10 protein-coding genes are annotated in these 11,861 nt (G+C 43.5%); 9 read left to right on the forward strand and 1 reads right to left on the reverse strand.

Annotated features, from left to right (window positions below; genetic code table 11):
- Positions 1-35 precede the first annotated feature (35 nt).
- The 3 genes from cotE (at position 36) to mutL (ending at position 5,708) form a co-directional block, all read left to right on the forward strand.
- Positions 36-608: an outer spore coat protein CotE gene (cotE, locus tag ACXACN_RS04950; protein WP_474962756.1), complete on the forward strand. Its 573-nt coding sequence runs from the start codon at positions 36-38 to the stop codon at positions 606-608.
- 641 nt (positions 609-1,249) lie between these two features.
- Positions 1,250-3,832: a DNA mismatch repair protein MutS gene (gene mutS, locus ACXACN_RS04955; RefSeq protein WP_474962758.1), complete on the forward strand. Its 2,583-nt coding sequence runs from the start codon at positions 1,250-1,252 to the stop codon at positions 3,830-3,832.
- Between the two features lie 13 nt (positions 3,833-3,845).
- Entirely contained in the window at positions 3,846-5,708 is a 1,863-nt protein-coding gene (mutL, locus tag ACXACN_RS04960) for a DNA mismatch repair endonuclease MutL (RefSeq protein ID WP_474962759.1), read from the forward strand.
- 107 nt (positions 5,709-5,815) lie between these two features.
- Here mutL and ACXACN_RS04965 read toward each other — a convergent pair whose 3' ends face one another.
- Positions 5,816-6,175 (reverse strand): helix-turn-helix domain-containing protein, encoded by a 360-nt coding sequence (locus ACXACN_RS04965; protein WP_474962761.1) that lies wholly within the window; start codon positions 6,173-6,175, stop codon positions 5,816-5,818.
- A 185-nt stretch (positions 6,176-6,360) separates the two neighbouring features.
- Here ACXACN_RS04965 and miaA point away from each other — a divergent pair, with 185 nt between their 5' ends.
- The 6 genes from miaA to ACXACN_RS04995 all read left to right on the forward strand — a co-directional run bounded on the left by miaA (position 6,361) and on the right by ACXACN_RS04995 (position 11,844).
- The gene (gene miaA, locus ACXACN_RS04970) at positions 6,361-7,290 is read left to right on the forward strand and encodes a tRNA (adenosine(37)-N6)-dimethylallyltransferase MiaA (RefSeq protein ID WP_474962762.1); all 930 of its coding nucleotides are present in this window, start codon (positions 6,361-6,363) and stop codon (positions 7,288-7,290) included.
- A 45-nt stretch (positions 7,291-7,335) separates the two neighbouring features.
- Positions 7,336-7,560 carry an RNA chaperone Hfq gene (gene hfq / locus ACXACN_RS04975; protein WP_089652336.1) on the forward strand — a complete coding sequence of 75 codons (225 nt, stop codon included), beginning with the start codon at positions 7,336-7,338 and terminating at the stop codon, positions 7,558-7,560.
- A 157-nt stretch (positions 7,561-7,717) separates the two neighbouring features.
- Positions 7,718-8,662 carry an AAA family ATPase gene (locus ACXACN_RS04980; RefSeq protein WP_474962764.1) on the forward strand — a complete coding sequence of 315 codons (945 nt, stop codon included), beginning with the start codon at positions 7,718-7,720 and terminating at the stop codon, positions 8,660-8,662.
- Positions 8,663-8,742: 80 nt separating this feature from the next.
- Positions 8,743-9,975 (forward strand): GTPase HflX, encoded by a 1,233-nt coding sequence (hflX, locus tag ACXACN_RS04985; RefSeq protein WP_474962765.1) that lies wholly within the window; start codon positions 8,743-8,745, stop codon positions 9,973-9,975.
- A gap of 90 nt (positions 9,976-10,065) precedes the next feature.
- Entirely contained in the window at positions 10,066-11,313 is a 1,248-nt protein-coding gene (locus tag ACXACN_RS04990; protein WP_474962767.1) for a methionine gamma-lyase family protein, read from the forward strand.
- Between the two features lie 126 nt (positions 11,314-11,439).
- Complete coding sequence (locus ACXACN_RS04995) at positions 11,440-11,844, forward strand: MerR family transcriptional regulator (protein ID WP_474962768.1); 405 nt, start codon at positions 11,440-11,442, stop codon at positions 11,842-11,844.
- The last annotated feature ends 17 nt before the right edge of the window (positions 11,845-11,861 follow it).

Here is an 11,861-nt window from a genome sequence, read left to right on the forward strand (position 1 = left end):
AGGATGGGTGGTAGAATAAGGAGGAGTGAAACCCTATGTCTTTTTTTGAACGAGATTACAGAGAAATTATTACAAAAGCTGTAATCGGTAAAGGTAAAAAGTTTACAGAATCCACACACACCATCAGCCCTTCGCACCGTCCGACAAGTATCCTAGGTTGTTGGGTCATCAATCACATCTACAATGCCAAGAAGAAAGGAGATCACGTAGAAGTCTCTGGCAGTTACGATGTGAACGTCTGGTATTCGTATAACGACAATACAAAAACAGAAGTCGTTACGGAGCGTGTGAACTATTGTGATCACGTCAAGTTGGCAGTCAAAGATGATAATTGTGTACATGATGACTTTGAGGTTATCGCTAAGGTCGTACAGCAACCGAACTGTTTAGAAGCGAACATATCAGGAAATGGGCAAAAGATCGTTGTAGAAGTAGAAAGAGAATTTGTTGTCGATGTCATAGGTGAAACGAAATTGTGTGTGAAAGTGAATCCTCACGGATGCGGTCATGATGATGATTACGATTATGACTTGTCATCTGATGATTTTTCAGCCATTGAAACGGACTTCCTTCCATCTTCTTCAGACGATCATGATAAACACGATTAATGATGATTTCCTTGCTGCCTCAGCGAGGATTTCTTTTTTTTCTTTTAAATCTTTTTATGTTAATCGATATCTCCCGATTGTGGATGACTCCGTTTCGAGATGTTTGTGTGCGTTTAGAGGCTCCGGGGAACCGTTCGCTTTCCATGGGGCGGGCGGTGAGCCTCCTCGGACTACGTCCTGTGGGTCTCTCTCTGCACTTTTTTCCCTCTTAGATATCCGGTTTAGGCGCCTCCACACTTAAGGTAGGAGTCTCACCATTCCCCTCCGCCCCTTGGACATAAGAGGATCTCGAAACTACTTCCAGAATTAGGAGCGTTCTATACGTATTAGGAGCTGTAACACCAAGCTTCCATTGTATGGATAGAGGTCATAACCGCTTGTTATAGAGCTTTTTCTAGCTATAGGTAATGATGGTGGAAGGTGCTCTTTCCTGGTACAGGGGTTCGTTTCTCACATAAGCGAGTAGCTTCCCAACCACCCCTGACGCTCAACTCAGCAACGAACCCCGAAGCATCTCGAAAGCAAGACTTCAACAATCCTGCCAGATACTTTAATAATGTCATGTTCTTTCGTGTAAGGTTATTTGCCTTGTATGCTATAATGGGTGGAGAATCTTATGTACGTTTTGGAGGTTTACCCTTATGGCACAATACACACCCATGATGCAGCAGTACTTAAAAATTAAAGCAGACCAAAAAGATGCCTTTCTGTTTTTCCGGTTAGGCGATTTTTATGAATTGTTTTTCGATGATGCAACGAAAGCATCGCAGGAACTTGAAATTACATTGACAAGCAGGGATGGAGGTGAAAACGGTCGGATCCCTATGTGTGGGGTTCCTTATCACTCTGCGGACAATTACATAAAGCAGTTGATTGAAAAGGGGTACAAGGTTGCGATTTGTGAGCAGGTCGAGGACCCGAAAACGACGAAAGGTGTTGTGAAACGGGAAGTCGTCCAATTGATCACCCCAGGTACAGTAATGGAAGGCAGCATGCTGGATGAGAAAGAAAACAACTACCTGGCCTCACTAAGCGCATTTGAAGATGGCTCGTACGTTGTCAGTTACAATGACCTTACGACTGGTGAAAACAGTGTGGCTCTAATTCCGGGGGGCTTCGATGCTGCCATGAGCGAACTGTACAGCAGGCCTGTGAAAGAGGTGGTTGTATCCGGTGACTTTGACGTCGAGCATAAACAAATGTTGATCGATCGTTTGGATTACACGGTATCCCACCAGGATGATACAGAAATTGCACGTGAGTTCCAACCGCTTATTGAGGATGTTCATCAAGACAAGCTTTTAGTCGGGTTTGGAAGGTTGCTCAATTATATTCAACATACACAAAAAAGGTCGCTCGATCATCTTCAACCCGTGAAAGTAATCGAATTGAAACAGTTCATGACCCTGGATATGTACTCCAAGAGGAACTTAGAATTGTTGGAAACCCTTAGAAAAAAAGGGAAAGCGGGGAGCTTACTTTCTGTCATTGATAAAACGGTCACCTCAATGGGGGCCCGTATGCTCAAGAAATGGATGGAGCGTCCATTGTTGTCAGCGGATGCCATAGCTATGAGACACGATCAGGTCGAAGGCTTTCTTGATCAGTTTTTTGAACGAGAGACATTGAGAGATGAGCTCTCGCATGTGTATGATTTGGAACGTTTAGCAGGGAGAGTGGCTTTTGGCAATGTGAACGCTAGAGATATGATCCAGTTAAGGAATTCATTGAGTCATATTCCTGATATATTAACGACGCTTGCTAAATTCGACCACCCATCGATAGAGAAGCTTTATGAAAGGGTCGACCCACTGCATGAGTTAAAAGGTCTCTTGGAGGAGAGTATCGCTGATGACCCTCCGATTTCTGTAAAAGAGGGAGGCTTGATTCAGGACGGCTTCCACAAACAGCTAGATGACTATAGGTACGCTTCTAAGAACGGGAAGCAGTGGATTGCAGAACTTGAACAAAGAGAACGAGCAGAAACAGGAATCAGATCTTTAAAAGTCGGCTATAATCGTGTGTTCGGCTATTATATCGAAGTTACTAAAGCAAACTTGAAGCATTTGCCTGAAGGTAGATATGAGCGGAAGCAGACGCTTACAAATGCCGAGCGTTTTATTACTCCTGAGCTGAAAGAAAGAGAATCGATGATCCTTGAAGCCCAGGAGAAAAGTGTGGAACTTGAGTATGAACTTTTCCTCGAAGTCCGTGAAAAGGTGAAGGCGTACGTCAAAAGACTTCAACAGCTGGCGGACCAAATCAGTCGCATTGATGTACTCCAAGGTTTTGCTCAAGTCGCAGAATCCTATCAATATGTGCGACCAGAATATCGTGAACAACGTGTGGTGGACATCCGGCAAGGGCGTCACCCGGTTGTGGAAAAAGTAATGCAGGAAGGAACCTTCGTCCCAAATGATATTTACATGAATGAAGAGACCGATGTGTTACTGATCACTGGACCGAACATGTCCGGTAAGAGTACGTACATGCGTCAGCTTGCCCTTACGGCGATCCTTGGACAAATGGGCTCTTTTGTTCCGTGCCAGTCTGCAAGTTTACCAGTCTTCGATCAAATCTTCACAAGAATTGGTGCTGCCGATGATCTCGTTTCCGGTCATAGTACGTTCATGGTCGAGATGCTAGAAGCAAACCATGCCCTAACTCACGCGACGGAAAACAGCTTGATCCTTCTTGATGAGATAGGAAGAGGGACGAGTACGTATGATGGTATGGCATTGGCACAGGCCATTGTGGAATATATTCATGGGGAGATTAAAGCGAAAACACTATTCTCTACCCATTATCATGAATTGACATCATTGGAAGACCAGCTCGAGCGTTTAAAGAATGTCCATGTTCGTGCGGAAGAATATGAAGGCAATGTTGTCTTTCTTCACCAGATCAAAGAGGGGCCTGCAGATGAAAGTTACGGCATTCACGTGGCGAAGCTTGCTCACTTGCCTGATCCACTGATCGACAGAGCAACGGCTCTTCTGGATCAGCTGGAAAGTGGGTCTGTCAAAAAAGAACCTACAGACTCCGCAGATGAAGAGGAACAGCTAAGCTTGTTTATAGAAGAACCAAAAACAGAGAAAAAGAAGGCTACAGAGCCTCAGTCTTCGCATATAGAAAAGCGTCTGCAATCGTTAGATCTCATGGAAATGACACCGATGGACGCTATGAACGAATTGTACCAATTGCAAAAGCGATTGAAATCATAAAGGAGGAACAGAGATGGCGCGGATCCGACTGATGCCAGACCACTTAGCTAACAAAATAGCGGCAGGAGAAGTTGTTGAACGCCCAGCCTCTGTCGTCAAAGAGCTGGTAGAAAACAGTATTGATGCAGGTGCCACATGGGTGAAGATCGATTTAATGGAGGCCGGACTGCAGCGCATCCGTATCATCGATGATGGTGCGGGAATGGAAGAAGAGGATTGTGAAATCGCTTTTCATCGCCATGCAACCAGTAAAATTCTTGATGAAAACGATCTTTTCCATGTCCGTTCCCTCGGTTTCCGCGGGGAAGCATTAGCAAGTATCGCCGCTGTAAGCCGCTTGAGTATCCAGACCTCTACAGGAGAGAGTGCCGGGACAAAAATGAATTTAGAAGGTGGACATCTTGTCTCCAGAGGAAAAAGTGATGCAAGAAAAGGGACCGACATTTCGGTTGAGGAGTTGTTCTTCAATACGCCAGCCCGGTTGAAGTATATGAAAACCATTCATACAGAGCTCGGTCATGTGACGGATGTATTAAACCGTATGGCTTTAGCCCACCCGGAAATACAATTCGTCTGTACTCATAATGAAAAGCAGATCTTTAAGACGAATGGGCGTGGAGATCTCCTCCAAGTGATAGCGAACATTTATGGTATGAATGTCGCTAGAAAAATGATCCCAATCGAGATGGAAACAGCGGACTTCAAGGTCAATGGTTATATTGCGAAGCCGGAAGTTTACCGTGCGTCAAGAAACTATATGTCAACAATTATCAATGGTCGTTTCATCCGGAGTATTCCATTGAATAAAGCTGTCTTGCAAGGCTACCACACGTTGTTACCGATCGGAAAAAGTCCGATTGTCGTATTAAATATAGATATGGATCCGATTCTCGTCGATGTCAACGTTCATCCATCAAAAATGGAAGTGCGTTTTAGTAAGGAGAAGGAATTGTACGATCTTTTAGAAGAGGCCGTCCGCCAGGCCTTTCGTAAACAAACTCTCATTCCTGACGTGTCCCACCAAGAACCAAAGCCCGTTAGAGAGAAAACCACACAGGAATCCTTCAACCTCTACCATACGAGGGAAGAGGATGCTCATCGCGAGCGGGAATCCACTGTGGACCATTTAGTGAAAAACGAGCCAGGACTTCCGCATGAGGATGGTTTTCAAAAAAATCAGGACGAGTTAATTAAAGAGATGGCTCCGACATTTGAAACGGATGCGGTCGCAGCAGAGGAGAGCCAACCTCAAAATGAGGCAGTTGAAGAAGAGGCTCCTGCTTATGAACAAAAAAGGGTACCGACGATGCACCCGATTGGTCAACTCCATGGAACATACATTCTTGCTCAAAATGAAGAAGGAATGTATATCGTCGACCAGCATGCAGCCCAAGAAAGAATTAAATATGAATTCTTTAGAGACAAATTGTCAGAAGTTAATCATGAAGTACAGGAATTGCTGGTCCCAATGACCTTTGACTTTTCAAAAGCAGAATCGTTAAGGATCGAAGAGTACAAAGAAGAATTTGAAAAAGTAGGGTTGTTCTTTGAACCTTTTGGCGATACGACCTACATTGTACGCAGCCACCCTCAGTGGTTTCCAAAAGGTTTTGAAGAAGAAGTGATTGATGAAATGATCCAGCAGTTGATGGAAGAAGATCGTATCGATATTTTAAAACTAAGAGAAGAAGCGGCGATTCTCATGTCTTGTAAACGGTCAATCAAAGCAAACCACTACTTGAACCAAACCGATATGTTTCAACTCTTGGAAGATTTGAGAAAGTCGACGGATCCATTTACCTGTCCTCATGGACGGCCCATCATCGTTTTCTTTTCTGAATATGAGATGGAGAAGATGTTTAAACGTGTCATGTAAAAAAAGAGAGACTCCAACTTTGGAGTCTCTCTTTTTTTTGTTTCTCTAATGTTTACATAATATTTTTATAATCAACTTATTTATAATTGCGTATGTCAGAGTAGGGGTCAGGAAATATTCTTCTGCTGGAGTAGGAATTTAAAATAATTATCGATCTGTTTAATGTCCTCTGGCTGAATTCCAAACCAAGCTTTTTTGTCGAAGAACACGGGCTTTGTGTATCCCTTTGTTTCCAGGAGCTGTTTAATTTCGCGCATTTCATCTTCCAGTTCATCACTTAAACCGAGGAGATAATCTGCGGTGGTATGAAGAGCATGAGCAATCTTCGTAAGATCTTCAAGATCCGGGGAAGTATAACTCCGTTCCCAATTCGAAACGACTTGTGGGGACACACCGACTTTTTCAGCCAACATCGATTGTGTTAAACGCCTCTCTTTTCTAAGTGAACGAATTCTTTCATGAACCACTTTAAGACGCCTCCTTTTCTATACTATAACACAGACTAACGAAATGCGATAGTACAACTAACGAATATTTTGAATATTTGTAACGGAAACCGTTAGTTGTACCAACGGATTGCGTTAGTTCGACTGCTGAGGTATGATTGTAGAGCCATTCATGTATAATAGATACGTGTAAAGGAGGTGCGCAGGTGAAACCATTGGTGATCTCAGTGGTCGGTCCTACGGCAGTCGGAAAGTCGAATTTAGGGATCCGGATCGCTAAGCGTTTTGATGGGGAAGTGATCAGCGGGGATTCAATGCAGATTTACCGGACGATGGATATCGGTACTGCGAAGGTTACAAAAGAAGAGATGCAAGGCATCCCACATCACATGATTGATTACAAAGATCCGGCTGAGCCTTTTTCAGTCGCTGAGTTTCAGGAGAGTGTGCAAGCCTTAATTTGGGACATCCAGGATCGTGGGAAACTGCCGGTTTTGGTCGGGGGGACAGGTTTATACATACAAGCAACACTATTTGATTTCCATTTTTCAAAACAGAAAAAAGATCCGGCCATCATTCAAAAGCTTGAAAAGGAATGGAAAGAATATGGCGGCGAGTATATGTACAAACGCCTTGTTGAAATAGACCCCGAACAAGCAGAAAAGATCCATCCAAATAATGAGAGGCGAGTACTGCGAGCGCTTGAAGTATATGAAACAACCGGCCAGGTGATGAGTGACCGCCATCATCAACAAAAGAAAGAATCTCCTTTTAATCCATGGTTGATTGGACTGGAGATGGACCGTGAATTGCTGTATGATCGTATCAATCAGAGGGTCGATCAAATGATTGAGCAAGGTCTGGTGAAAGAAGTGAAGGATCTCTATGATCAGGGGTTGAAGGACGCTCAATCGATGCAGGCGATTGGCTATAAGGAATTGATTCCATACTTCGAAGGATCGTGTACACTGATTGAAGCTGTCGATTTGCTGAAACGCAATTCCAGGCGCTATGCAAAGCGTCAGTACACGTATTTCAAGAACAAAATGGATATCAATTGGTATGAAGTCACTCCTTCAAACTACGAGGAGAAATTTGAAACAATTTTAGGCGATTTAGCAGGAAAGATAGACTAATACGTAGAATCGTATTATTACAGATAGAAAAGAGGAGGAAGATCCATGGCCCAATCGGTAAATATCCAGGACAATTATTTGAATCAATTAAGGAAAGAACGCATGCAGGTGACTGTCTTTCTGCTCAATGGTTTTCAATTGAGAGGGATCGTCAAAGCCTTTGATAATTTCACTGTCTTGTTAGAGACAGAAGGCAAGCAACAATTGATCTTCAAACATGCGATTTCGACATTTGCTCCTGTAAAAAATGTTTCATTGGATAAAGAATAGTGTGAGTGGTGGTCAAGAAAAGACAGAAGAAGCGGGTGCCTTTATGGCATCCGCTTCTTTTTATGGATGAGGGAAGGAGTTTCCTCATCAACCTTGGGTGTTTGTCACAGGAAACCGCACCTACGCGTATGATGAAAGAGAATGAGGAGGGATCGATGTGCAACCCCAAGCGAGAATGGCGAGACCAAACAGCACAATAAATATTGTGTTGAATGAATCGAAAGAAAAAGCGATTCCTGAACGGAAAGCATCCACAATGAAACAAACAGGTGCCCCTTTTGTGAAAATTGAAGAATTCTTTAATTCCATCATTGGGATGGAAGATTTAAAGACGAGGATAAAAGAGATCTATGCACAAGTGCTTGTTTCAAAGAAAAGAGAAGAAGCCGGGCTGAAGTCGAATGCACAAGTCCTTCACATGGTTTTTCATGGAAATCCCGGTACAGGAAAAACGACGATTGCAAGAATGGTTGCTGCTTTGTTCCGAGATGTAGGTGTGCTTGAAAAGGGGCAGTTCATCGAAGCGGATCGGAGTGACTTGGTAGGTGAGTACATTGGTCATACAGCACAAAAGACGAAGGATCTGATCCATAAATCCTTAGGGGGCGTTCTTTTTATTGATGAAGCCTATTCTTTGGCCAGAGGCGGAGAAAAGGATTTCGGAAAAGAAGCCATTGATACATTAGTGAAGTGCATGGAAGATCATCATAATGAGTGCATCATTATCCTTGCAGGTTATCCAGAAGAAATGGAAGATTTTCTAACCTTAAATCCAGGTCTCGCTTCTCGGTTCCCGATCCAGCTTTCCTTCAAGGACTATTCTGCTAAGGAACTTACGCAGATTGCTTTTGGGATGATTGAAGATAGGGAATATTGTTTAACGAAAGAGGCAGAAAGAAAGCTATTTCATCATTTGGCACTCGTTTACAAAAAACGTGAAGAGAATTTTTCTAATGCCCGTTATGTTAGGAACCTTATTGAGGAAGCGATTCGAAAACATGCTTGGAGAGTCATCAGCACCCCGAATCCGAAGAAAAAAACCTTAATGACATTGCAAGCTGAAGATTTTGATATTCCTTTACAGGAAACAGACTTGATCTAAACGCTTGCATATTCATAAGAAACGTTTTTCTGTTATGATGAGAAAGATACAGGCAGACGAAAAGAGTAGGTGAGAGAAAGATGTCAAAAGAATTGGTCGTGTTGGTTGCAAGAATTGATCCATTTGAGCAGGAAGAACGGTTTCAGTCTTCTTTAGAAGAACTTCAGTCACTGACAGAAACCGCGGATGGAGAAGTCAGCAAAATTATTACTCAGAAGCGTGACCGGGTTCACCCGGCTACATATGTAGGTGAAGGGAAACTGGAAGAGATCAAAGAAGCAGCAGAAGAATCTGGAGCTGAACTTGTCATATTCAATGATGAATTATCACCTGGTCAGCTTAGAAATATAGCAGACAGGGTCGGGGTGCGCGTGATTGATCGAAGTCAGCTGATCCTGGATATCTTTGCAGGACGGGCGCGTACAAAGGAAGGAAAATTGCAGGTAGAACTTGCTCAACTGCAATATTTACTGCCAAGGCTTTCCGGACAAGGGACCGCACTGTCCCGCTTAGGTGGGGGAATTGGAACACGCGGACCGGGTGAAACCAAATTGGAAACCGACCGTCGTCACATCCAAAGAAGAATTGATGATATTAAAAAGCGGTTGGATACGGTCGTAAAACAACGCGAACAGTACCGTAAACGAAGAAAGGAGAACCGCGCCTTTCAAGTTGCCATCGTCGGCTATACGAATGCTGGTAAATCGACGTTTTTTAATCGAGTGACTGATAGTCAATCGTTTGAAGAGGATCTATTGTTTGCTACACTCGATCCTTTGACAAGGCAAATGAGCCTTCCTTCTGGTTTTTTGGCTCTTATATCTGATACGGTAGGATTCATTCAAGATTTGCCAACAACGCTAATTGCGGCATTCCGGTCTACGTTAGAGGAAGTGACAGAAGCGGATTTCATCGTTCATATGGTTGATGCCTCCCACCCTGATCACATCCAGCAGGAAAAGACTGTACTGAGGTTATTGGACGAACTCGGAGCTGGTCAATTGCCGGTTCTCACCGTTTACAATAAAAAAGACTTACTACAAGGTGATTTCATCCCGCACTCTTTCCCGTCGTTGACAGTAAGTGTGCATGATCCAATTGATCGAAAGCGTGTCCTTCATAAAATTGAAGAAGTTTTAAAAGAAGAGTGGGATGAGTATGACGTATTCGTTCCCGCTTCTGATGGGAAACGGCTGCAGCAGTTCAAGGCCTACAGTATGATTACGAGCATTCATTTTTATGAAGAGAAAGAAGGGTATGCCCTGCACGGTTTTATCCATCCTGAGCACCCATTGAAACATCAAATATTATAACAATGTTATCTATCTGAAACCATTAGATCCATAAATTCTAATTCATCCGTTGATACAACGAAATAATGCAAGATAGGAAGAGGACCCATCATGAATATTCAAGAAGTAAAACAACGTGTAGAAAAAGAGATCAAGAATGAACATCAAAAAGTGGCCGAGATTGTCGAGTACAATCAAGAAAAAGTTTTGAAAGCATTCCATAAACTGAGGGTCAGTGATTCTCACTTTAATCCGACCACGGGCTACGGTTACGATGACTTCGGGCGAGACACTTTGGAAGCATTGTATGCCGAAATCTTCAAAGCGGAAGATGCCCTCGTCAGACCACAGCTCATTTCGGGGACACATGCGATCACTACGGCCTTATTCGGAGTGCTCCGCCCGGGTGATGAACTGCTATACATATCTGGAGAACCTTATGACACCCTAAGAGATGTGATTGGTTCTGAAGACGATAAGGATACAGGATCTTTGCGTAATTTTGGTATCAGCTATCAAACCGTTCCATTAGAAAGAGACGGGAGTTTTTCCCATGAAAGAATTCGAGAAGCTATCCATGGACATACGATGGTGGTAGCCATCCAAAGATCCAAAGGTTACGAGGATCGCCCTTCTTTCACCATTGAAGAGTTACAATCCATCATTCAATTCGTACGTGGAGTGAAGGATGATGTGATTATCTTTGTAGATAATTGTTATGGTGAATTTGTGGAAATGAAAGAGCCTCTTGAAGTAGGCGCTGACTTGATTGCCGGTTCATTAATTAAAAACCCTGGGGGCGGGATTGCCAGGGTCGGTGGTTACATTGCTGGAGGAAAATCCCTCATAGAAAAATGTAGTTATCGATTGACTGCCCCGGGCTTAGGGAAAGAAACAGGGCCGAGTTTGAATAGCCTGCAAGAGATGTATCAAGGGATCTTTCTCGCCCCTCATGTCGTGGGAGAAGCTTTGAAAGGAGCCATTTTCACTTCGAAATATTTAAGTGAATGGGGTTTCGACACAAACCCCGCTTATGATGTGAAACGGACCGACTTGATTCAATCCGTAAACTTCGATACGGCTGAACAAATGATTCGGTTCTGTCAATCCATCCAACAAGCATCTCCGGTAAATTCCCATTTCAAGCCAGAACCCAGTGCCATGCCGGGATATGAGGATGAAGTGATTATGGCTGCCGGTACTTTCATTCAAGGAGCAAGTCTCGAGTTAACGGCTGATGGTCCTATTCGTCCTCCTTATACGGCGTTCGTTCAAGGTGGTTTGACCTATGCACATGTGAAGATCGCCGTTGTCCAAGCTGTGGAACAGTTGTTAGAAGAGGGTATGGTCAAAGCTTGACTCGAAGGGAATGGTAACCCTTTCAAAAAAACGGCCCAAATTGTGTGAACATTCCTCACATATGTTGACATATCCCTTGCGTGACGTATAATTAAAGTATCATTCTTATGGGGAGGTGGCACATCGATGAGTGATGAAATTCGTCGTTCTATGCCGTTATTCCCGATGGGGATTGTTCAATCATTGACAGACCTTACTGCGCGGCAGATCCGGTATTACGAACAGCATGAGCTTGTTCAGCCGGCCCGTTCAGAAGGGAACCGTCGCATGTTCTCTTTCAATGATGTTGATCGGTTGCTTGAAATTAAAGACCTGATCGATCAAGGAGTGAACATGGCCGGGATCAAAAAAGTTCTGAAGCTGAATGATCAGCCAGAAAATGAAGGATATGATGAGGATCAAGTGAAGGAAGTGCACAATGAACTTACCGAAAAAGAACTTCGTCGTATGCTGCAACGAGAACTATTCACAGCGGGAAGACAAGGTAAATTAGCGATCAGACAGGGAGAAATGTCAAGGTTCTTCCATTAATATTGTGTTGAGAGGAG

This window comes from Halobacillus sp. AWM4_238, from assembly GCF_056158265.1.

Coding starts and splice junctions, on each gene's coding strand:
- cotE (WP_474962756.1), top strand. CDS start 36: ATGTCTTTTTTTGAACGAGATTACAGAGAAATTATTACAAAAGCTGTA.
- mutS (WP_474962758.1), top strand. CDS start 1,250: ATGGCACAATACACACCCATGATGCAGCAGTACTTAAAAATTAAAGCA.
- mutL (WP_474962759.1), top strand. CDS start 3,846: ATGGCGCGGATCCGACTGATGCCAGACCACTTAGCTAACAAAATAGCG.
- hfq (WP_089652336.1), top strand. CDS start 7,336: ATGGCCCAATCGGTAAATATCCAGGACAATTATTTGAATCAATTAAGG.
- hflX (WP_474962765.1), top strand. CDS start 8,743: ATGTCAAAAGAATTGGTCGTGTTGGTTGCAAGAATTGATCCATTTGAG.
- ACXACN_RS04990 (WP_474962767.1), top strand. CDS start 10,066: ATGAATATTCAAGAAGTAAAACAACGTGTAGAAAAAGAGATCAAGAAT.
- ACXACN_RS04995 (WP_474962768.1), top strand. CDS start 11,440: ATGAGTGATGAAATTCGTCGTTCTATGCCGTTATTCCCGATGGGGATT.